The 21704-nt window shown below is 66.5% G+C and carries 19 protein-coding genes; 14 read left to right on the top strand and 5 right to left on the bottom strand.

Annotated elements, in window-relative coordinates; translation table 11 throughout:
• The first annotated feature begins 114 nt into the window (after positions 1–114).
• Positions 115–2958, top strand: a complete 2844-nt coding sequence (locus OHA42_RS20590) for a helix-turn-helix transcriptional regulator (protein ID WP_406229516.1) — start codon at positions 115–117, stop codon at positions 2956–2958.
• A 30-nt stretch (positions 2959–2988) separates the two neighbouring features.
• Positions 2989–3987, top strand: a complete 999-nt coding sequence (locus OHA42_RS20585) for a 1-aminocyclopropane-1-carboxylate deaminase/D-cysteine desulfhydrase (protein ID WP_406229515.1) — start codon at positions 2989–2991, stop codon at positions 3985–3987.
• A 3-nt stretch (positions 3988–3990) separates the two neighbouring features.
• Here OHA42_RS20585 and OHA42_RS20580 read toward each other — a convergent pair whose 3' ends face one another.
• Positions 3991–4593: a QsdR family transcriptional regulator gene (locus OHA42_RS20580; RefSeq protein ID WP_406229514.1), complete on the bottom strand. Its 603-nt coding sequence runs from the start codon at positions 4591–4593 to the stop codon at positions 3991–3993.
• Between the two features lie 164 nt (positions 4594–4757).
• On the opposite strand from OHA42_RS20580, the gene OHA42_RS20575 reads away from it, so the two are divergent.
• From OHA42_RS20575 to OHA42_RS20535, 9 genes are all read left to right on the top strand, one after another.
• Positions 4758–6554: an acyl-CoA dehydrogenase gene (locus OHA42_RS20575; RefSeq protein WP_406229513.1), complete on the top strand. Its 1797-nt coding sequence runs from the start codon at positions 4758–4760 to the stop codon at positions 6552–6554.
• Between the two features lie 394 nt (positions 6555–6948).
• Positions 6949–7734, top strand: coding sequence for a GntR family transcriptional regulator (locus OHA42_RS20570; RefSeq protein WP_406229512.1), 786 nt, complete (start codon positions 6949–6951; stop codon positions 7732–7734).
• Positions 7734–7961, top strand: a complete 228-nt coding sequence (locus tag OHA42_RS20565) for a ferredoxin family protein (RefSeq protein WP_040689749.1) — start codon at positions 7734–7736, stop codon at positions 7959–7961. Before OHA42_RS20570 ends, OHA42_RS20565 begins: the two co-directional genes overlap by 1 nt.
• 26 nt (positions 7962–7987) lie before the next feature.
• Positions 7988–9415, top strand: a complete 1428-nt coding sequence (locus tag OHA42_RS20560; protein WP_406229511.1) for an ABC transporter substrate-binding protein — start codon at positions 7988–7990, stop codon at positions 9413–9415.
• A 64-nt stretch (positions 9416–9479) separates the two neighbouring features.
• A complete protein-coding gene (locus OHA42_RS20555) occupies positions 9480–10322 on the top strand; it encodes an ABC transporter permease (RefSeq protein WP_406229510.1) in 843 nt (280 codons plus the stop codon).
• Between the two features lie 41 nt (positions 10323–10363).
• Positions 10364–11077, top strand: a complete 714-nt coding sequence (locus tag OHA42_RS20550) for an ABC transporter ATP-binding protein (protein ID WP_406239490.1) — start codon at positions 10364–10366, stop codon at positions 11075–11077.
• Positions 11078–11109: 32 nt separating this feature from the next.
• Complete coding sequence (locus OHA42_RS20545; RefSeq protein WP_406239488.1) at positions 11110–13782, top strand: fumarate reductase/succinate dehydrogenase flavoprotein subunit; 2673 nt, start codon at positions 11110–11112, stop codon at positions 13780–13782.
• 284 nt (positions 13783–14066) lie between these two features.
• Positions 14067–15140, top strand: coding sequence for an alkene reductase (locus OHA42_RS20540; protein WP_406229509.1), 1074 nt, complete (start codon positions 14067–14069; stop codon positions 15138–15140).
• A gap of 64 nt (positions 15141–15204) precedes the next feature.
• Positions 15205–16128, top strand: coding sequence for a zinc-binding dehydrogenase (locus OHA42_RS20535; protein WP_406229508.1), 924 nt, complete (start codon positions 15205–15207; stop codon positions 16126–16128).
• A gap of 272 nt (positions 16129–16400) precedes the next feature.
• Here the strand turns inward: OHA42_RS20535 and OHA42_RS20530 are convergent, their stop codons facing one another.
• On the bottom strand, positions 16401–17042 hold the full coding sequence (locus OHA42_RS20530; RefSeq protein WP_406229507.1) for a TetR/AcrR family transcriptional regulator: 642 nt from the start codon (positions 17040–17042) through the stop codon (positions 16401–16403).
• Positions 17043–17134: 92 nt separating this feature from the next.
• Here OHA42_RS20530 and OHA42_RS20525 point away from each other — a divergent pair, with 92 nt between their 5' ends.
• Entirely contained in the window at positions 17135–18490 is a 1356-nt protein-coding gene (locus tag OHA42_RS20525) for a cytochrome P450 (protein ID WP_406229506.1), read from the top strand.
• A 6-nt stretch (positions 18491–18496) separates the two neighbouring features.
• Here OHA42_RS20525 and OHA42_RS20520 read toward each other — a convergent pair whose 3' ends face one another.
• Positions 18497–18868 (bottom strand): hypothetical protein, encoded by a 372-nt coding sequence (locus OHA42_RS20520; protein ID WP_406229505.1) that lies wholly within the window; start codon positions 18866–18868, stop codon positions 18497–18499.
• A gap of 234 nt (positions 18869–19102) precedes the next feature.
• Between OHA42_RS20520 and OHA42_RS20515 the strand changes: the two genes are divergently transcribed.
• Complete coding sequence (locus OHA42_RS20515; protein ID WP_406229504.1) at positions 19103–19909, top strand: LLM class flavin-dependent oxidoreductase; 807 nt, start codon at positions 19103–19105, stop codon at positions 19907–19909.
• A gap of 11 nt (positions 19910–19920) precedes the next feature.
• Here OHA42_RS20515 and OHA42_RS20510 read toward each other — a convergent pair whose 3' ends face one another.
• Positions 19921–20499, bottom strand: a complete 579-nt coding sequence (locus OHA42_RS20510) for an NAD-dependent epimerase/dehydratase family protein (RefSeq protein ID WP_406229503.1) — start codon at positions 20497–20499, stop codon at positions 19921–19923.
• Positions 20500–20621: 122 nt separating this feature from the next.
• On the opposite strand from OHA42_RS20510, the gene OHA42_RS20505 reads away from it, so the two are divergent.
• Positions 20622–21116 carry a phosphoribosyltransferase gene (locus tag OHA42_RS20505; protein ID WP_406229502.1) on the top strand — a complete coding sequence of 165 codons (495 nt, stop codon included), beginning with the start codon at positions 20622–20624 and terminating at the stop codon, positions 21114–21116.
• A 16-nt stretch (positions 21117–21132) separates the two neighbouring features.
• On the opposite strand, the gene OHA42_RS20500 is transcribed toward OHA42_RS20505, so the two are convergent.
• The gene (locus OHA42_RS20500) at positions 21133–21636 is read right to left on the bottom strand and encodes a MarR family winged helix-turn-helix transcriptional regulator (protein WP_406229501.1); all 504 of its coding nucleotides are present in this window, start codon (positions 21634–21636) and stop codon (positions 21133–21135) included.
• Positions 21637–21704 lie beyond the last annotated feature (68 nt).

The raw sequence follows: 21704 nt of genomic DNA, 5'->3' as shown, positions 1-21704 counted from the left end.
ATCACGCGAATTCGTTATCTTCGGCCCTGTGCGCTCTTTATGTCGACGGCGAAACCGCCGCGCATCCGTGGCTGCGAAGTTGCCACCGCTGCGCAGCCCGTGCATGATCGCGGAGTGGTGAGCGTTCCCGTCAGCGGTGCCTTTATCGGGCGGGCCCCCGAAGTGTCGGCGTTGCAGAGCGCCTATGCGGACACATCCACTCACACCGTGCTGATCGCCGGTGAGGCAGGGCTCGGCAAATCACGCCTGGTCAGCGAGTTCACCACCCGGCTCGGTCCGGATGCGGTCGTGCTGGTCGGCCGATGCCCGGAGTTCTCCAGAGATGGCGTGCCGTACGCGCCGTTCCTCTCGGTACTGCGTGGCCTCGTGCGCGAGCTCGGCGCAACCGGGTTGGCGGAGCTGTTGCCGGTGGCCAGGCCCGCGCTGTCACGCTGGCTGCCCGAACTGGCCGCACAGGCCGGATCCGCCGACGCCGAGTCCGATCGGATCCGGCTGTTCGGCGAGGTCCTGACCGTGCTCGAACAGCTGGCGCTGACCAGACCGGTGGTCGTGGTGCTGGAAGATCTGCACTGGTCCGACGATTCGAGTCGGGAGCTGTTGTCGTTCCTGCTCGCCAATCTCGCGCAGCGTGACCTCCTGCTGGTCGGCACCTATCGGCCCGCCGATTCCGAACCGATGCGCAGGCTCGTCGTCGGGCTGCGCCGCAATCCCGGTGTCCGCCTGCTCGATCCGGCACCGCTGACCAGACACGAGGTAGGCAGGCAGCTCGCCGCGCTGCTCGGCCGCGAGCCGGAGCCCGGGTCGGTGACGCGAATCTTCGAGCGCAGCAAGGGCATTCCGCTGTTCGTCGAGGCGCTCAGCCGCTCGAGCGGCGACACCCCCGCCGAGCTGTCCGATCTGCTGCTCGACTATCAGGCGAGTCTGGCCCCGGACGCCGAGGCGCTGTTGCGATTGGCTGCCGTAGCAGGGTCACCCGTCCAGCATGCGCTGCTGGAATCGGCGACCGAACTCGACGAGGCGGCCCTCGAGCGCGCGGCACGCGAATTGATCGACAGGCAATTGCTGCTGGCCACCGAGACCGGATACGAATTCCGTCACGTCCTGATTCGCGACGCCGTCTACGATCATCTGCTGCCGATCGAGCGAAAGCGGTTGCACGCGCGGCTGGCCCGGGCACTGCACGCCCGTCGCGATGCACAGGACGAAGACTGGCCGATCGGGCAACTGGCCCACCACGCCTACGCGGCAGGCGATCTGCCCAGCGCGATCGAAGCGTCGTGGGGCGCCGCAGCGAGCGCGGCGAACATGGATGCGCACAGCGACCGGCTGCGCCACCTGGATCGGGTGCTCGAACTCTGGGATCGGGTGCCGGACGCGGCGGTCTTGGTCGCTGCCGATCGGCTCACCGTGTTGGAACAGGTGGTCGAAGCCTGTTACCTCGGCGGCATCATCGACCGCGGCATCGAAGCTGCCGACGAGGCACTCGGCATTGTCGACCTCGATCGTGCACCGTTGCGCGCCGCCCAGCTCTACTACCACCGGGCCGGTTTGAAGAATCAGAGCAGCAGCGGCTGTGACGACGATCTCACCGAGGCCCTTGCCCTGTTGCCCGCACACCCACCGACGGTTCTGCGCGGCGAGCTGCTCGCGGAGCTCGCCGCAACGCGCGTCTTCGGCGGCGACGCAAGCGGAGCCGAACGCGACGCGCGGGCAGCCGTCGAGGTGGCCGAACAGCTCGGCGCGCAGGCGCTGGCTGCGCGCGGCTACGCCTACCTCGGACTGGCCACCACCGCTCGATCCGACACGGCCGTCGCCCATTTCGAAAAGGCCCATGCCGCCGCCACCGCCGCGGCCGACCCTCAGACACTGCTCACCGTGGTGTTGTGGGAGTCGGCGACACTGGTCGCGGCGGGCGAGCACACCGCGGCGATCGACGCGATCCAGCAGGGCATCCGTGCCGCGCACGCGACGTTCCGCTTCGTGGAGGCCGGGCCCATTCTGTTGGTCAAGTGGACTCAGGCGCTCACCGCGCTCGGCCGGTGGCACGAGGCTCTCGATCTCATCGACGAATCACTCACCGAGCAACTGCCCCCACTGAGCAAGGCCGCACTGCTCCTATGCCACGCCGAAATTGCACTGGCACAGGGCAATTCGGCTGCGGCCGCGAACAGCGCTGACACTGCTGCGGGCCTGCTGAGCGACGGGCCATGGGCGCGCCAGTACCAGCTCCAATTGCGCACCATCCAGGCCGATATCGCGATCGCCACCGGTCAACCGCGCCGCGCCGCCGACATCCTCACGGTCACGCTCCACGCCGACGACATCACTGCGCACCACCACCAAGTGTGGCCATTGCTCGCACTCACGGCCCGAATCGACGACATCGCCATCGACGTCGACTCCTTTGCCGCCGCGCTGCCGATGACGACAGCGGTCGATGCCGCCTATCGCGCTGTCGTCACCGCCGCCATCAGCGAAAGCTCACCCGCCTGGGACGCGGCAGTCTCCTCCTGGCGGGCGCTTCGCCAGCCCTACGAACTCGCGCGCAGCCTGCTCGGGTCCGCCGGAGCCGAACTCGCGGCAGGCTACCGCTCCACCGCCCACACCGCATTGCGGGAGGCCGCGGACCTGGCCGTACAGCTCGAAGCACCGACACTCGCCGACGCCGCGCGCCAGTTGGCCGACCGCGCCGGGCTCGCCGTCGACGGCCCGAGCCGAACGAGCACGGCAGCTGCCGCCCGACCAAGCACCTTCGGTCTCACTCCTCGCGAACTCGACGTCCTACGCCTCGTCGCCAAGGGGCTGAGCAACAGGCAGATCGGCACAGAACTCTTCATCAGCGGTAACACAGCAGGCGTACACGTCTCCCGCATCCTGACCAAGCTGGGCGCCGCTACCCGCACCGAAGCCGCAGCGGCAGCCCTCGAGCACCGCCTCTTCGGCACTGAGGAACACTGACCTGCGGCTCCGCGCCGATAATGGGTCACTATGACGGATTCGTTGCTGCATGGACGGTTCCTCGAGCTGGCGGACACACTGCCGTTTCTGCGGCTCGGCGACTCGCCCACCCCGGTCAGGGAATTGGATATCGGCACCCGAGTGCCGGTGTGGTGCAAGGACGAGAGCGGTTACGGTTCCGGCGGCTGGGGCGGGAACAAGATTCGCAAACTCGAGTGGTTGCTGCCGGAGGCGCAGCGGCGTGGCGCTCGCACCATCCTCACCGTCGGCGGCACGGGTACCAATTGGGGTCTTGCCACGGCTCTGTACGCGCGCGAGCACGGCATCGAGACCGCGCTCGCGTTGGTCGACCAACCGGAGGACGATCATGTGCGCGAACAACTACAGCGCTTGAAGTCCTCCGGCGCCACTTTGCATTTCACGCACAGCAAGCTGCGCACCGTGCTCTGCGCACCGTGGTTGGTAGTTCGGCACATGCGCGGCCGCACCCTTCCGTATCTGCTGCCCGCAGGTGGGTCGTCGCCGATCGGAACGCTCGGCTACGTCGAGGGCGCGCTGGAGCTTGCCGCGCAGGTCAGGACGAGCATGCTCCCCGAGCCGACGTATCTGGTGACCGCTGTCGGATCCGGCGGCACGGCAGCCGGTCTCACCCTCGGCCTCCGCCTGGCCGGTTTGCGAACCCGAGTCCTCGGCGTCGTCGTCAACGACACCCTCCCCTTGGACGCGGAACACATCATCGGGCTGGCGAAAAGGACCGAGGGCGTACTCCGCACGCGCGGTGCACAATTCGCGCCGCTCGGACTGCGCCCCGAGGATGTGACCATCGTCCGCGACTGGATCGGCCCCGGCTACGGCCACGAGACCCCGGCCGCGGTCGCGGCACAAAAGCTCGGCACCACGGCTGGCCTCGAGTTGGAAACCGTCTACACCGCGAAGGCTTTGGCAGCGCTCATCGATCTCGACGCCCGCGGCGAGTTGGGCGACGGCCCGGTCGTGTTCCTCGACACCTACGGACCACGGCACCGGTGACCCTCAGCGCGGCTCGGGGTCCAGTCCCAGGATGACCACCAGCACGTCACGCAACCGGTCGACATCGCCCCGGATACCCGTTACTGCGTCCTGATACAGAAATGCCTCGATGAGGCGCACCAGTGCATACGCGAATGTGGGTGTGTCCACCCGATTCTCGTAGCCTTCGGCGACGGCGCCATCGATCAGATCCGCAACGGTGGCGACGACCTTCGGTTGCACCGGCCCATCGCTGGTGGTGATGATCCGGCCCGCGGTGGCCTGTTCGGTGGCAATGAAGTATCGATAGGGTTCGTTGCGCGCGAGCCATCGCGCCACCCGATCCAGCATCCACAGCACTCGACGTGCACCAGTTCCGACGCTGCGGCTGCGGGCGGCCTCGACCAGACGGTTGAACTCGGACACCATCACCGCGCCGAGCAGTCCGTCCCGCGATCCGAACCAGCGGTAGATGGTCGCCCGCGACAACCCGAGCTCGGCGGCGATGGCCTGCACATCGACGCGCTCGGAGGCCAGGAACTGGGCGCTGGCGGCGGCGAGCACCTGCTGTTGAGTCGCGGCCGCGGGCCGACCCACCGGCCGGGCGGCTCCGGATGTGGCGGTCATCGCAACCCCCACACAAATTCGCGACACATGGGTAGTAACGTACCAAATCGACCCGGGTGCGCTTCGTGTCCGCCCGGAGCGGGTGCCTGTGGGTCACCAGGAATGGCCTGCCGGCACTGTTCACAGGTAGACGTTCGGCTGTGCCGAAGCGAGAGGATGTGGTCGTGCGCTCGACATTGATCTCCCGCAGGGACCTGGATTTCCTGCTCTACGAATGGCTGCGGGTCGAGGAGCTCACCGCATTACCGCGATTCACCGAGCATTCCAAGGACACCTTCGACGGCTTCCTCGACCTATGCGAAGACCTGGCCACCCGACATTTCGCACCGCACAACAAGCGGGGCGACGCCAACGAGCCGACGTTCGACGGCGAGCGGGTCACCATCATCCCCGAGGTGAAAGCCGCGGTCGAGGCCTTCTCCAAGGCGAATCTGATCGGCGCCGCAATGGACGAGGAGATCGGCGGATTGCAGCTGCCCGCCACCGTCGAGGCGGCCGGATTCAGCTGGTTCCAGGCAGCCAACGTGGGCACCACCGGCTACCTGTTCCTCACCGTCGGCAATGCCAATCTCCTTGCTGCGCACGGCACCCCGGACCAGATCGACCGTTTCGTCAAACCGATGGTCGAGGGCAGGTTCACCGGCACCATGTGCCTGTCCGAGCCGCAGGCCGGTTCCTCGCTTGCCGACATCGTGACTCGCGCCGAACCCCGATCCGACGGCACGTACCGGCTTTTCGGCTCGAAGATGTGGATCTCCGGCGGCGATCACGAGCTGACCGACAATATCGTGCACCTGGTGCTGGCCAAGATCCCCGGCGGCCCTGCGGGCACCAAGGGCATTTCGCTGTTCATCGTGCCCAAATTCCTCGTCGAGGACGACGGATCGCTCGGCCGACGCAATGACGTGGCGCTGGCCGGACTGAACCACAAGATGGGCTACCGCGGGACCACCAATACAGTGCTGAATTTCGGTGAAGGCAAGCACGCACCGGATGGCGAGCCCGGTGCGGTGGGCTACCTCATCGGCGAGCCCCATCGTGGCTTGTCCTACATGTTCCACATGATGAACGAGGCCCGCCTCGGCGTCGGTCTCGGTGCGACGGCGCTCGGCTACACCGGATACCTGAAATCCCTCGACTACGCCCGCGAGCGCCGACAAGGCCGTCCGGTCACCGCCAAGGACCCGGCCGCGCCGCAGGTTCCGATCATCGAACATGCCGATGTGCGGCGAATGCTGTTGGCACAGAAGGCTTACGTCGAGGGCGCACTCGCCCTGCTGCTGTATTGCAACCGGCTCGTCGACCTCCGACGCACCGCCATCGATCCGCAGACGCAACGCGACAACACACTCCTGTTGGAGATCCTGACCGGTGTCGCCAAGAGTTGGCCCTCGCAGTGGTGTCTGGAGGCGAACAACCTCGCCATCCAGGTACACGGCGGCTATGGCTACACCCGCGAGTACGACGTCGAACAGCACTACCGCGACAACCGGCTCAACCCCATCCACGAGGGCACCCACGGCATCCAGGGCCTCGATCTGTTGGGCCGCAAAGTAATCCAGCACGATGGCGCCGGTCTGCGGCTACTGGCGGGGCGGATCGAGCAGACCGTGATGGCGGCTGCCGAAGCCGGTGGCGAATGGACCGAGTTCGGCGGCCAGCTCGACGCCGCCTGGCAACGCCTGCTCACCGTCACCGGGTGGATGTTCGGCTCCGGCGACATCGCCGCAGCCATGGCCAATTCCAGCGTGTACCTCGAGGCCTTCGGTCACATCGTGGTCGCCTGGATCTGGCTGGAGCAAGCCCTCGCCGCGCACGGCCGTGCCGGCGACTTCTACGAGGGCAAACGCGCGGCGGCGCGGTACTTCTTCCGCTACGAACTCCCGAGAACCGGACCACAATTGGATCTGCTCGAGCTGATGGACCGAACCACCCTCGACATGCAGGACGCCTGGTTCTGACCCACCGAACGCGCATCGGCCCCAGCCGATGCCGCGTCGGGTGTCTATGCGGGTCGCCCGGCGCGTTCGTGGCAGGGATTCCACCCGCTCGCCGCAGGTTCGCGAGGGGATCCTGACGATCGGCAATCTGCGCCGGAGTCTCGACTCCGGCGACTGAGGTCGCAAGCCTATCCGGGACACGGTGGTTCGAAGCTGGTGCCCGGCGGGTCCGCTGCCGGCTATTCGAATCTGTGTGATCGGAATCCACCTTCCGGCGGCGGACTGGCGCAATGCCTCCTCTGCGAGTTATTTCCCCAGGTCAGCGCAAGTGCCGGCCGGCGCAATAACATCCCCTGAATTGCGGCGGATTTACGGCGGGATCCGAGCCGTCGCAGGCCAACTATCGTCCCTGTCCATGCAGGTCAGCGATAGGAAGGTGGCGGAGGTGGGAGCCGAACCCATACCCGTGCGACGGTTGCGGGCCGACCAAGCGCGCCGGGTGGCCGACGTGTTGCGTCATCAGATCCACGCTGGTGCGTTCGATGACGTGCTGCCGAGTGAGCAACAGCTGGTTTCGGAGTTCGATGCTTCGCGCAATACCGTGCGTGAGGCATTGGCGCTGCTCAAGGACGAGGGGCTGATCGATCGGGTGCCGAAGGTCGGGACCCGAGTGGCCAACCGCAAGTTCGATCACGGGCTCGATGCGCTGCTGGGGCTGCAGGAGACGCTGAAGGGGCACGGCACGGTGCGCAACGAGGTACGCGCGGCCATGCATATCACCGCGCCGGCCGCGGTCGCACGGAAGCTGCGCCTGGACCCCGGCGAGCGCGTCGTCTACATCGAGCGGCTGCGTTATTTGGCGGATCTGCCGCTGAGCCTGGACCTGACCTACCTCGCACCGGATATCGGGACCGAGATCCTGGGTCACGACCTGGAGACCAACGATATTTTCGTGCTCATCGAGCAGATCAGCGGGGGCCCGCTCGGTTCGGCCGATCTCGCTCTCGAGGCGATCACCGCCGATGCGCACACCGCAGCAATGCTCGACGCCCCTGCGGGCGCGGCACTGCTGATGCTCGAACGGTTGAGCCGCCTCGACGACGGGCGACCTGTCGATCTGGAGTACATCCGGATGCGCGGGGACCGAATCACCATGCGCGGCAGTCTGATCCGCAGCACACCCGAATGGAAGGTCATCTGATGGCACTGGCGAATCAGCGCACCGATATCCCGGTCACCATCGACGAGTCGCTGTGCATCCAGGGCTGCACGCTGTGCGTGGAGATCTGCCCGCTCGATTCGCTGGCGATCAATCCGGAGAACGGCAAGGCCTTTATGCACGTCGACGAATGCTGGTACTGCGGCCCGTGCGCGGCGCGCTGCCCCACCGGTGCCGTCACCGTCAATATGCCCTATTTGCTCCGCTGAACCCTGCGCCGAATCCGGAAGTCACCATGAAGAAACGCCTCGCACCCCTTGTCCTCGCACTCGCACTCGCCGCCGCGGGCTGCTCGCTGCAGAGCTCCGACAATACCCCGACCGGTACTGTCAAGGTCGTCGTCGGCTACCAGTCCAAGACCATCAATACCGTCACCGCTGGCACGCTGCTGAAGGCCAAGGGCTACTTGGAGCAGCGGCTACAGCAGATCACCGACAATGGCGGCGCCAAGTACCAGGTGGAGTGGCAGGACTACGACACCGGCGCGCCGATCACCGCGCAGATGCTTGCCGAAAAGATCGATATCGGATCGATGGGCGACTATCCGTTGCTGATCAACGGATCTCGGACGCAGGCCAACGAGCGAGCCACAACGGCATTGGTGTCGGTCACCGGGTATCACCCGCGTGGCGCACTCAATATGGTTGTGGTGCCGCAGGATTCCACGGTCACGAGCGTCCGCGAGCTGGCCGGGCAGAAGATTTCGGCCAGCGTCGGTTCCGCTGGGCACGGCACCCTGGTGCAAGCCCTGTCGCGCGCGAGTGTCGACCCGGCCAAGGGTGTGGAGGTGCTGAACCAGCAGCCCCAGATCGGCGCAACCGCCCTGGAATCGCACCAGGTGGGGGCGCTCGCCCAGTTCGTGGCGTGGCCCGGGTTGCTGGTGTTCCAGAACAAGGCCAGATTGCTCTACGACGGTGCCGAACTCGGCGTGCCGACCTTCCACGGCGTGGTAGCCCGTCGCTCGTACACCGCCGACCATCCGGAGGTGCTGCACGCGTTCCTCACGGCACAGCTCGACGCGACCACGTTCCTGCGGGAGCAGCCTTTCGAGGCCGCCGAGATCGTCGCCGACGGCTCCGGACTTCCGCAGGAGGTCGTGTATCTCTACAACGGCCCCGGCGGCACGTCTTTCGATACCACGATCAAGCCGAGCCTGGTCGATGCGCTGAAAGGCGATGTGCAGTACCTGAAATCGATCGGTGACTTCGCCGAACTCGACATCGACCGTTTCGTCGATCTCGCACCACTGCGCAAGGCATTCGCCGAGACCGGTCAGGGCGACTACGACAAGGCGGTGGCCGCTACCGCGAACCCGAGCCGGGTCACCGGCACGGATCCGATCTGCGCTCGCGCCGTGGAAAATTCGCCGCAGGCCGGTGAACTGTGGCTCGAAGGCGCCGACCGTCCCCAGCCCGCCGCCGACCCCACCTGCCTGCTGCGGGCGATCCAGGCGGCGAAGGCACAGGGCAAGGTGATCCGGGCGGCGTATGTTCCCGATGCCGAGCTGGGCACGAGATGGTTTGCCGACAAGTCGATCTGGTTGCGCGAGGGCGACAGCTTCTTGCCGTTCACCACGCCGGCGGCCGCGCAGCGCTACCGTCAGACGCACGCCACCGCGGTGCCGGTCGCCTACGACCAGGCTGTCACGGAGGTCAGGGGATGACCGAGCGTGTCATGCGCCGTCGCGCGTCGCATCCGATGTTGCCGAGCGTGCCCGAGGCGCGCGGATGAGCACCGCAGCCCTGGTCGGCCCTACCGTGGCCGCGGGCGGTGCAGCTGCCAAGACGCCGAGGACCTCCGTGTGGCGCATCCGCCTGATCCAGGTTGCGTCGGTGGCGGCCGTGATCGGCCTGTGGCAGCTGCTCACCGCCAACAACGTGCGATTCTGGCTGCGTTTCGACACACTGCCCACTGTCACCGACATCATCGCCGAGTTCGGTCAGCAGTTTCAGAAGAACCAGTACTACGTGGACATCGCGCAGTCGCTGATCAGAATTCTCACCGGGTTCGGTCTCGCGGCGGTGATCGGCGTCCTCGCGGGCATCGGGCTCGGCCGTTCCGGGCTGCTGGCCGCCGTCTTCGGCCCGCTCACCGAACTGGCGCGCCCGATCCCGGCGATCGCGCTGGTGCCGGTCGCGATCCTGTTGTTCCCCAGCGACGAGTCGGGGATCGTCTTCATCACCTTCACCGCCTCACTGTTCCCCGTGCTGGTCAGCACGAGGCACGCGGTGCGCGCACTGCCGACCATCTGGGAGGACGCACTGCGCACCCTGGGTGCCTCGCGTACCGATGTCCTTGTGCGCGTGGCCTTTCCCGGCATCCTGCCCGGTGTCTTCAGTGGTTTGTCGGTCGGCATGGGCGTGGCATGGATCTGCCTCATCTCGGCGGAGATGATTTCCGGCAGGCTCGGCATCGGCTACCGGACCTGGCAGGCCTACACCATCGTCGACTATCCGGCGGTGTTCGTCGGAATGATCACCATCGGCATCCTCGGCTTCGGCACCTCCGGGCTCGTCGAACTGGCCGGGCGCCGGATCACCCGCTGGCTGCCACGGGAGGCATCGCAATGACGACCACCACAACACCGTCCACCACGGCCTCGACACCCCCAGTGGCAGGAATGCGGTTGGCATTGGATGGTATTCGGATCGCCTACGGCAGCAAAACCGTGATCGAGCACCTCGATCTCGCTATCGCGCCGGGCGAAATCCTCGTCGTTGTCGGCAAATCCGGGTGCGGCAAGTCCACGCTGCTGCGCGCCATCGCCGGACTGCGCACACCAGAAGCCGGGAGCATCCGGGCCGACGGCACAACAGTCACCGCCCCCTCCGCGGACCGAGCCCTGGTATTCCAGGACGACGCACTGCTGCCATGGCGCACCGCGCGACAGAACATCGAACTGGCGCTGCAGCTACGCCGGGTTCCCCGCGCCGAACGCAAAACCACGGCGCAACGCTGGGTCCAGGAGATCGGTCTCACCGGCTACGCCGACTACCTTCCCCGCGACCTGTCGGGCGGCATGCGGCAGCGAGTGCAACTGGCGCGCAGCCTCGCAGGCGAACCACGCTCGGTGCTGATGGATGAACCCTTCGGCGCACTGGATACCCAGACCCGAACCACCATGCAGCGCTTGCTGATCGACACCTGGCGTGCCCATCCGACCACCATTGTGTTCGTCACCCACGACCTCGACGAGGCGCTGCTGCTCGGCGACCGCATCGCGGTCCTGGGCGGCGGTGCGCTGCGCGCTGTCGTCGAGGTGCCGAATCCGCGCGAGGCCGTGGACCGCGGGTCCGTGAAGGCCGAAATCTTGGAGACATTGTGAGTTCAGGCGACACCACGAACCCCGCAGGGACACTGCCGATTCCGGACCTGTCCGATCGGATCCGACTGGACTGCGACGTGCTGGTCATCGGTGGCGGCACCGCGGGCACCATGGCCGCGCTCACCGCGGCGGAGCAGGGCGCGAATGTGCTGCTGCTCGAGAAGGCGCATGTGCGGCACTCGGGTGCGCTCGCGATGGGCATGGACGGGGTCAATAACGCGGTCATCCCGGGCAAGGCCGAACCGGAGGACTACGTCGCCGAAATCACCAGAGCCAACGACGGAATCGTCAACCAGCGCACCATCTATCAGACCGCCACCCGCGGTTTCGCAATGGTGCAGCGGCTCGAGCGCTACGGGGTGAAGTTCGAAAAGGACGAATACGGCGAATACGCGGTGCGTGGCGTACACCGGTCCGGCTCGTACGTGCTGCCGATGCCCGAGGGCAAGGACGTCAAGAAGGCGCTGTATCGCGTGCTGCGCCAGCGCAAGATGCGCGAAAGGATCCGGATCGAGAATCGACTGATGCCGGTCCGGGTGCTCACCGCCGAGGGCCGTGCGGTCGGCGCGGCCGCATTGCACACGCGCACCGGCGAATTCGTCGCGGTGGGCGCCAAGGCGGTAATTCTTGCGACCGGTCCGTCGGGCCGGCTCGGTCTGCCTGCCTCCGGCTACCTCTACGGCACCTACGAGAACCCGACGAACGCGGGCGACGGCTATTCGATGGCCTACCACGCGGGCGCCGAGCTCAGCGGCATCGAATGCTTCCAGATCAACCCACTGATCAAGGACTACAACGGTCCCGCCTGCGCCTACGTCGCCAACCCGTTCGGCGGCTATCAGGTCAACGCCGCAGGCGAGCGGTTCGTCGACTCCGACTATTGGTCGGGGCAGATGATGTCCGAGGTGAAGCGCGAGATCGAATCCGCGCGCGGGCCCATCTATCTCAAGGTCTCGCATCTGCCCGACGAGACGCTGTCCACGCTCGAAGGGATCCTGCACACCACCGAACGCCCCACCCGCGGTACTTTCCACGCCAACCGCGGCCACGACTATCGCACCCACGACATCGAGATGCACATCTCCGAAATCGGTTTGTGCGGTGGGCATTCCGCTTCTGGCGTCTGGGTCGACGAGCACGCGAGAACCACGGTCCCCGGTCTGTACGCGGCGGGCGATCTGGCCTGCGTGCCGCACAACTACATGATCGGCGCCTTCGTCTTCGGCGATCTGGCAGGCGCGCACGCCGCCGCCACCCTGCCCGAGCTCGAGGCGCCCGCAGCACTCCCCGAAGACCAGCTGGCCGAAGCCCATGAGCTTATCTACCGGCCGCTACGCCAACCGGACGGCCCACCGCAGCCGCAGGTCGAGTACAAATTGCGCCGCTTCGTGAACGACTATGTGGCCCCACCGAAGACGGCTGCGAAGCTCTCCATCGCGGTCGAGACCTTCGAGCGCATGCGCGGCGAGATCGCCGAAATCGGTGCTCGCTCGCCGCACGAGCTCATGCGCGCGGTCGAGGTTTCGTTTATCCGCGACTGCGCCGAAATGGCGGCACGCAGTTCACTCACCCGGACCGAATCACGCTGGGGGCTCTACCACGAACGGGCCGACCTGCCCGACCGCGACGACACCGAGTGGCGCTACCACCTCAACCTACGCAAGAACTCCGACGGCAGCATGGAGTTCCGCAAGCGCCCGGTCGCGCCGTATCTGGTTCCCGTGCCCGGTCTCGACGATCTCCCTTCGGCGGACTCCACCGTTGTCCCGGTCCAGCAGCCGGAGCTGGTCGGTGGTCGGGCGCCCGCAGCGGCCCGCCACACCGTCCGCGATTCGGTCGAACCGCCCTCACCCCGACTTGTGACCCTACTGGCCTTGGATTCGCCTACGGTGCAGGAACTCTCGACCTACCTCACCGACGAGGACCCGGGTGTGCGGGTCGCCGCGCTTGCGGTGCTGACCGAGAACACCCCGGGTGGTTTCACCACGATCCTGATCGATGCGCTCGATGATCCCGCCGCCTCGGTGCGCCGTGCGGCCACCGCCAGCCTGCGTGAACTCGTCGAGGTGCTGCCCGCGGCTGCTGGTTTGTCGGATCGGCTCGATTCACCCGACCCCGTCGTACGCGCGACCGTCATCGACCTGCTGCGGGCGCTGCGCTCCGGTTCCGCGCCACAATACCTTGCGGCACTGACGGATTCCGATCACCGCGTGCGCATCGAAGCGGTCCGGGCACTGGTGTCGCTCGACGACTGGCGCGGCGTCGCCGCGGCCGCCGCCGACGAGAATCGCGAAGTCCGCATCGCCGTCGCCCACGGCATCGCGGCCATCGCGCACAAAGGTGTCGACACCGTGCGCTCGCTCGCAACGGACCCCGATCCCCTGGTGCGCGCCGCAGCACTGGCCGCGTTCGCGAGTCTCGGCGTCACCCCCGGCGACATCCCGATCCTCGCGAACGCACTCCAACATTCCGCATGGCAGGTCCGAGTGGGCGCCGCCCGCGGACTGGCCGGAGCAGATCCGGGCACCGCGGTGCCCACGCTCACCGAAGCCCTGCTGGACCCGCACCTCGACGTCCGCAAGGCCGCCGTGCTCGCACTGAGCACATGGTCCGACGACGGATCCGCGCACGATGCGCTGAAACAGGCCATCGACGACACCGACGCCGATGTCCGCGCCTACGCCCGGCGCGCCATCACAGGATAGGCAGCACAAAGGCGTGGTTTGTGCACGAGAACGCGTCGGGTCGAGGCGGGTACCCGCCTCCGCCCGCGCTCCATCCATTAGCGCGGCTAACGCTTCGTTGAATGACTCGTCATTGATCTCGGTCTTCGCAACGACCATCGTTCAGGGGTAAGCCCGCCGCCCGCTCCCACATGGTTGCCGTGCAGCGGATCACCTGACCTCGACCCCTGGCAGCACAGGATTCAGCACACCGCCACCCGGCGAATGTGCCGATCCCGCATGCCGACGATCGACCGAGGAGTCACATGAGCGGATACTTCGAACCGCTGACCATCGGCAAGCTGGACTTGCCCAACCGCCTGGTGATGGCGCCGATGAGCCGCAATCGCTCGCCCGGCGGCGTGGTCCCCGCGTTGACCGCGGAGTACTACGCACAACGCGCGTCGGCGGGCCTGATCATCTCCGAGGCCACCGCGATCAGCGAGATTGCCCAGGGCTACCACCAGTCACCCGGGCTGTACACGGCAGCGCAGGTACAGGCATGGCAGCCGGTGACTGATGCCGTGCACGCCGCGGGTGGACGGATCTTCGCCCAGGTGGCGCACTGCGGCAGGATCGGACACTCGAGCCTCTACGCCGACGGAGCCCTCCCACTCGCTCCCTCCGCGATCGCGTCCGGGGAGCAGCTGTTCACCGCGGATGGCATGCTCGATCGCCCCACGCCCCGCGAAATGTCGGTCGAGGACATCGCCGAAACGGTGGCCGACTTTGTCACCGCCGCCCGCAACGCCGTCGAGGCGGGCTTCGACGGCGTGGAACTGCACGGAGCGAACGGCTTTCTGTTGCACCAGTTCCTGTCCGACACGACCAACCGGCGGACCGATGGCTATGGCGGATCGCTGCAGGCTCGTCTACGGTTCACGGTCGAGGTCGTGCAGGCGGTCAGTACTGCGATCGGGCCGGAACGAGTCGGCATCAGGCTCTCACCCGGCATCACGTTCAACGGTATGGCCGAGAACGACACCGCCGAGCTCTACACCGCACTGGTGCGGGCGCTGGCGCCGATCCCGCTCGCCTACATCCACGTATTCGAGATTCTCACCCGCGACATCACCGAGCTCATCCGGGCGGAATGGCCTGGGACACTTGTTCTTTGCGCACACCCAACACCGGATTCCTTCCCGAGCCGTCCAGAGATCGGCGCCGAAGCGCTCGGCGGCGGCGTCGCCGATGCTATCGCCATGGCAGAACCGTGGCTGGCCAATCCTGATCTGCCCGAACGCATTCGCGCGGGCGGCCCGTACAACGTGGCCGACAAGGCCACCTTTTACGGCGGTGATCACCTCGGTTACACCGACTATCCGACGCTGAACGCCTGACCCTCTCCACTCCGGCCCCGGACCGCATTCGGCGGTCCGGGTCCCTGCCGCGCGAAAGCATGTGATGCAAGCCCTCGTTCACGACCCCGATGCCCCACACCAGTTGAGCCTCGGTACCGCACCCGACCCGAAACCACGTGACACGCAAGCGCTGATCCAGGTCGCCGCGATCTCCTTCAACTTCGGCGAGATCGTCTACCGATCACCGCAGACGCTGCCGGGCTATGTTTCCGGATGGGACGCGGCGGGTGTCGTCATCCAGGCCGCCGCCGACGGTTCGGGACCGGCCGTCGGTAGCCGCGTGGTGTCCTTCGGCTGGGGCGGTGCCTGGGCGGAATTGCGCGCCGTCGACACCACCGAGCTCGCCGTCGTGCCCGACGGCGTCGATCTCTTTGCGGCCAGCGCACTTCCGGTCGCCGGCGTCACCGCGCTGCAGGCCTGCCGCAGGCTCGGCGCAGTACTCGGCCGCCGAGTGCTGATCACCGGAGCCTCGGGCGGTGTCGGCCGATTCGCGGTCCAGCTCGCGGCACTGGCGGGCGCACATGTCATCGCCTCCGTCGGCAGCCCGGCCCGCGGCGAAGGACTGCGCGAGCTCGGCGCGGACGAGATCGTACTCGGACCCACCGCGCTGACCGAACCGGTCTACGGCGTCATCGACAATGTGGGCGGCGGTCAGCTGGCCGAGGCGTTCGACCGTCTCGAAGACGACGGCGTCGTCCAGGCCATCGGCAAAGCCTCCGGTGAACCGACCGTCATCGATTTCGAGCAGGCCCGCGTCAACAGCGCGCGTGGCAGGCTGGAGAACTTCAATGTGAGCACCCCGTTCGGCAAGGATCTGGTCTACCTACTGCGACTTCTGGAGACCGGAAAGCTCGACCCGCAGGTCGGCTGGCGCGGCCCGTGGACCCGCGCATCCGAAGCGGCCGACGAACTCGTGGCCCGCCGGATCCTTGGCAAAGCGGTGCTCGACCTCACGTCGACCCGATAGCGCATGACGCGCGCCCATATGGTGGTCGCAGACATCCATCACCGACTCCACCCTCGTGTCAGAACTCCGCCACGTCGTGTAGACGCCCTTCATCGATGCGGGCCTGTCGAGTGAGGCTTCCGCTGGCGTGCCTCGCACGAAACGGCCCGTATCCGCGCATTGACGACATCGGCATGCGCTCGGCCGCGTATCTCTGCGCCTGATCGGCGCGTACGCACCGTACTCGCGCAATGTCGAGCGGCGACTGGCGTCGGCGCGATAGCGCGGCAGTTCTAGCCCCGGCCGGCGGCGTTGCGTGCGGCGTCGACCGCGGCCACGAACAGGTGCGCCAATTCCTCGATGTACTCCGCACGCGGCAGATCTATTGTGCCGCTGAGCCATTGCGCCGCCGCGTCCGCCTGCCCGCCGACGATGATGTGGGCGGCAAGCAGCAACCGCGTGCGCCTACGGCCGATGAAGGGGCCGTGCACGAGCTCCGCCTGTTCGGCGGTGTACTCGGCGAACCGGCGGACCGAGTCCGCCTTGCGCGGCGCGGCGACCTCGTTGCCGATCGCTTCGGTGAACAATCGCGCCCTGCGCGGGTCACCGGTGAAGTAGTCGACGAAAACCTCCATCGCGGCACGAGCGCGCAGGAACAGGTCCTCCGGTTGCGCCTCGACCGCCGTGCGCGCCAGGGCGAAGAACTCCTCGAACATGGTGTCGAACAACGCGACGAGCAGATCTTCCCTACTGCTGAACTGCTCGTAGAAATAGCGCTGGGTCAGCCCGGCCCGCTCACATACCGATGTCATCGTCAGCTTCACGACACCGTTCGTGCCCACCTCATCGAAGCCGGCCTCGATCAGGTCGGCACGACGCTGCGCGAGCCGATCCTCAGCACTGACCCCACGGAAGGGACGGACTACCGAAGACATGACGCAATCTTGACACACGGCCGTGTCAAGTTCAGACTTTATACAAAGTTGACATAGATCACAGTCAGCTTCCCCCTCGCAGTGGAGGAACGATGTCGACCTTCCTGATCAGCCCGCCGACCGCGCCACCGAAGAGCAGCGGCCTGAAATCCATCGCCGGATCGCGCGGCATGCCGATCATCGGGGAAAGCTACGCGATGCTGCATCACCCGGAAGCGTGGGCACGCGAACGCTACACCCGTTACGGGCCGGTGTCCTGGACGACGGGCTTCGGCCGACAGGTCGTGGTCCTGCTCGGCCCCGACGCCTGGGATATTCCGATGGCCAACCGGGACAAGGCATTCGGCAGCGGTCCGGCCTGGGACTACCTGATCGGGCCATTCTTCCGGCGTGGCATCATGCTGCTCGATTTCGAAGAGCATCTGTATCACAAACGGATCATGATGCAGGCCTTCACCCGTTCCCGCTTGACAGGCTATCTCGACGCCATGAACCCGATCATCGAGCGTGGCTTGGCGGACTGGACGGCGGCGGACTCCTTCCGTGGCTACCCGGCGATCAAGCAGGTCACCCTCGACATCGCGACAAGAACCTTCATGGGCGCCCCCCTCGGCGACGAATCCGACAGGGTGAACCAGGCTTTCATCGACTGTGTACGCGGCGGCACCGCCTATCTGCGCTTCCCGATACCCGGGCTGCGTTGGTCACGCGGCCTGCACGGCCGCAAGGTGCTCGAGCAGATGTTGCGAAAGCAGTTGCCCGCCAAGCGCACCAGCAGCGGCGACGATCTGTTCAGCGCACTGTGTCACGCGCGGTCCGACGATGGGCAGAGCTTCACCGACGACGATGTGGTCAACCACATGATCTTCCTGCTGATGGCCGCGCACGACACGACGACCATCACCATGTCCACGATGATGTATTACCTGGCCAAACATCCGGAGTGGCAGCAACGTTGCCGCGCCGAAAGTGCGGCGCTCGGCACCGATGTGCTCGACTACAACAGCCAGGAACAGCTGACCTCACTCGACCTCGTCATGAAGGAATCGCTACGCCTGCTCGCTCCCCTGCCGAGCATCCCACGCGCCGCAGTGGCCGACACCGAGGTGCTCGGCCATTTCATTCCGGCGGGCACCTTTGTCACGGTGATGCCTCAGTTCACCCATCACATGGACGAATACTGGCCCGAACCGGAACGTTTCGACCCCGGCAGATTCTCCGAGGGACGCCGCGAAGACAAGATCCACAAGCACGCCTGGGTACCCTTCGGGGCGGGCGCGCACAAATGCATCGGCCAATATTTCGGTGGCATGCAGGTCAAGGCGTTCATGCATCAACTGCTGCGGAAGTTCGAGTGGTCGGTCGAGCCCGACTACGAATTACATTGGGACAGAACATCTCTCCCGCGCCCGAAGGACGGCCTGCGGGTCCGGCTGCAGCGACGTTGACCTCGGTCACGCACAGCGGAAACGGAATTCGGCGACCGGTGTGACACCGGGAACGACGGCCACCTGAACGTGAGTGGGGTCGGCCAGCTGGCAGCCGGAGGGCACCGCCGTGACCTCTGCTCGGTAGCACCCTTCGGGAAGGTTCCGTGTCACAGTCCCGTCACCGCCGGTCGTCACTGTCGCCGACAGCGCACCCGTGCCGCACGGCGTGAGCCCGACCTCCACTCCGGTCACCGGTAGCCGGTCCAATCCGGTGACCGCCTGCACTTTCACGGCACCTTCCGCGGGCACCCGCGCGCCCGCCACCGCGCCACCCGCCATCGCTGCCAGTACCGCAACCCCGACTACAGACCCGACGAACACTGTCCTGCGCACCATGGACTCCTACCCTCGATGAGGGCGCCTGTCGCCCCTGCGCCAATATAGGCGCTGGTCAACGCAATCCGGGGCAGCCGCGCCCTCGAATATGTCCCGATGTTCGGCCCGCCCGACTCGCACGAACAGGCGCCCCATGAGCGTCCCGGGCATAACGCTGAGCATTCCAGCCATTGGAACACTCACCCACAGTCCCTAGCGTTGGCAACAGGCGAACGACAACGGACGGGACGAGTAATGACCATGCAGATCGGCGTAATCCTGCCTACATCCACACCGGATCCGCAGCAACCGATTCTGGGCGATGTCCGGGCGAGTGCGCGGTTCGCCGAAGAGCTCGGAATCGAGTCGGTGTGGTCCACAGACCATCTCATCGCGAGCGCGCCGATGTTGGACAGCACTGTGACCCTGGCGACCGCGGCGGCAGTGACCGATCGTATCCGGATCGGCTACAACGTCTTGCTACTGGCGTTGCGGCCGACCGCCTGGGCCGCCAAGCAGATCAGCTCATTGCAGTATGTGTCTGGCAATCGGCTCCTGCTCGGCGTCGGCACCGGCAATCCTGCACACGGCGATGTCGGGTGGCGGGCCGCCGGTCTGTCGTTCGAGGATCGCGGGCGTCGGACCGATGCAGCATTGCAGGCGCTGCCCGGACTCGTCACCGGACAGCCGACGATATTGCCCGACGGGCTGGAGGTGACGCTGTCGCCCGGTTCAGCGATGCCGCCGGTACTGGTGGCGGGCAATGGGAATCGGGCACGACGCCGCGCCGCCGCCTACGGCGACGGGTGGATCACGCTTCAGACCGAACCTGATAGGATCGGCGCGGAAATCGCCGAGCTACAGGAACTCGCCGCACAGCATGGGCGACCGACCCCGGCGGTAACCGTTGTCGCACCAGCGTTGTCGGCCGATCCAGGGCACGCCGCCGAGCAGGTGGCCGCCTATGTCGAGGCGGGAGTGCGACGACTGACCCTCGCCCCGACCGGCCCGGACTGGCGACGCGACTACGAGTTCGCCGCAAAATTGGCTACCACGCAATAGATCTGTGCTAGTCAGTCGGTGACGATCACCACTCCGCTGTCCGCTTCGAGCAGTTCCACCGTGCGCGCGGCCGCGGTATCGATGTGCACCCGAGGTTCGGCAGGCGGTTCGGTCTCGTAATACGTTCCGGGTCCATAGAATTGGCCGTATTCGACCACCACACCGTGCGCAGCGAGCACGGCCGCCTCGTGATCGCGGATCTCCTCACCGCGCCCGGCGGGCGGCTCCCACGCAATGCTCTGCGCAAGAAACCGCTCAGCGCCGGCGGCGCGCGCCGCAGCGAGCAGGTTCCGCGTCCCCTCGGTCCGGATCCGCGCATTCGCGCCGGCCAGCTCCGGCAGCAGCGCGGCGTCGTCGGGCAGGTCGGTGAGCTGATGCATGACGAGGTCGGGCCGGAATTCGACAACCGCGGCGGTCAGCGCGGCCAGATCGTAGACATCGCAGACCACCGGCCGCGCACCCGCGGCGCGCACCTGTTCGGCCTTGGACGGCGAACGGGTCATGCCCGCCACCTCGTGACCTGCCGCGATCAGCAAGGGCAGCAGCCGTACTCCGATGACACCGGTCGCGCCGGCCAGAAAAATCCGCACATGGTCACCCTATCCATCTCGGTCGAGACTTCGACGACCTGCGCCCCGGGCGTGGTGGCGCAGGCTCGATTAGCCGCTCGTATGCTCGTTGGACAGCGGAGTCGATCGAGATGGAGGATCCAATGGCGGATCGGGAAGTCCTGACCTGGGAATCATTCGGGTCTGCGAGTCGGGAACTGGCGACCGAGATCGCCGAGGACGGATTCGAGCCCGACCTGATCCTCTCCATCGCCCGTGGCGGCCTGTTCGTCGCAGGCGCACTGGGCTACGCACTCGACGTGAAGAACCTGCACGTAATGAACGTCGAGTTCTATACCGGCATCGACCAACGCCTGGACCTGCCGGTCATGCTGCCACCGGTCCCACAGGCCGTCGACCTCGCGGGTGCGACGGTCCTGGTCGCCGACGATGTCGCCGACACCGGCGCCACCCTGAAGCTGGTGCGCGACTTCTGCGTCGACCATGTGGCCGAGGTCCGCTGCGCGGTGATCTACCAGAAGCCGCACTCGGAGGTCGACTGCGAGTATGTCTGGCGGCGCACCGACCGCTGGATCAATTTCCCGTGGTCCACCGAACCTCCCGTGGTCCACCGTCGGGCACAGGTCCTCGACGCCTGAGGCGGACAGCGTTCGACTACCGCGCCGAACGCGCGGCCACGATGGAGTCGAGTCGCTCGCCGAGGGCGTTGACCTGGTCGCGCAATGCAATGACGGTGTCCAGCGGATAGTCGACGGCGGCCAGCACCGACTCGATCATCTCGGTGGCCTGATGCTGTAGGGCCTGCCCCGCGTCGGTGGCGCGCAGTTCCACCGCTCGGCGATCGTGCGCGCTGCGGATGCTCTCGACCAGGCCGTGCGCCTGTAGCCGCTGGATGAGCGGCGAGACGGTGCCGTAGTCCAGGCGTAGTTGCTCGCCCAATTCCTTCATCGTGATTGCAGGTCGCTCCCACAGCGCGAGCAGCGCGAGGTACTGCGGGTAGGTCACCCCCATCGCGTCGAGGAAAGGCCGATAGGCCGCCGTCATCGATCGGGACGTGGAGTACAGGGCAAAGCACAGCTGTGCAGCGAGCGAGAGCAGGTCGTGGTCTTCGGCCGCTTCGACACGCACCACGGGCGTGGGATGCGCTTCATCGGGCATTAGAGCACTCTATAGCAGCGAATTCGCCCCTGTAGACGTGCTGTTACGGCGTGACGGCACGGGAAGTG

It is taken from the genome of Nocardia sp. NBC_01009, from assembly GCF_045208035.1.
GTDB lineage: Bacteria > Actinomycetota > Actinomycetes > Mycobacteriales > Mycobacteriaceae > Nocardia.
Note: the sequence above shows the minus strand (reverse complement) of the source record. Positions and strands in the feature narration are given on the sequence as shown.

Bases quoted from the DNA above. Each gene is read 5' to 3' on its own strand.
- OHA42_RS20585 (WP_406229515.1), top strand. From the start codon at position 2,989: ATGACGGATTCGTTGCTGCATGGACGGTTCCTCGAGCTGGCGGACACA.
- OHA42_RS20580 (WP_406229514.1), bottom strand. From the start codon at position 4,593: ATGACCGCCACATCCGGAGCCGCCCGGCCGGTGGGTCGGCCCGCGGCC.
- OHA42_RS20570 (WP_406229512.1), top strand. From the start codon at position 6,949: ATGCAGGTCAGCGATAGGAAGGTGGCGGAGGTGGGAGCCGAACCCATA.
- OHA42_RS20565 (WP_040689749.1), top strand. From the start codon at position 7,734: ATGGCACTGGCGAATCAGCGCACCGATATCCCGGTCACCATCGACGAG.
- OHA42_RS20560 (WP_406229511.1), top strand. From the start codon at position 7,988: ATGAAGAAACGCCTCGCACCCCTTGTCCTCGCACTCGCACTCGCCGCC.
- OHA42_RS20555 (WP_406229510.1), top strand. From the start codon at position 9,480: ATGAGCACCGCAGCCCTGGTCGGCCCTACCGTGGCCGCGGGCGGTGCA.
- OHA42_RS20540 (WP_406229509.1), top strand. From the start codon at position 14,067: ATGAGCGGATACTTCGAACCGCTGACCATCGGCAAGCTGGACTTGCCC.
- OHA42_RS20535 (WP_406229508.1), top strand. From the start codon at position 15,205: ATGCAAGCCCTCGTTCACGACCCCGATGCCCCACACCAGTTGAGCCTC.
- OHA42_RS20530 (WP_406229507.1), bottom strand. From the start codon at position 17,042: ATGTCTTCGGTAGTCCGTCCCTTCCGTGGGGTCAGTGCTGAGGATCGG.
- OHA42_RS20525 (WP_406229506.1), top strand. From the start codon at position 17,135: ATGTCGACCTTCCTGATCAGCCCGCCGACCGCGCCACCGAAGAGCAGC.
- OHA42_RS20520 (WP_406229505.1), bottom strand. From the start codon at position 18,868: ATGGTGCGCAGGACAGTGTTCGTCGGGTCTGTAGTCGGGGTTGCGGTA.
- OHA42_RS20515 (WP_406229504.1), top strand. From the start codon at position 19,103: ATGACCATGCAGATCGGCGTAATCCTGCCTACATCCACACCGGATCCG.
- OHA42_RS20505 (WP_406229502.1), top strand. From the start codon at position 20,622: ATGGCGGATCGGGAAGTCCTGACCTGGGAATCATTCGGGTCTGCGAGT.
- OHA42_RS20500 (WP_406229501.1), bottom strand. From the start codon at position 21,636: ATGCCCGATGAAGCGCATCCCACGCCCGTGGTGCGTGTCGAAGCGGCC.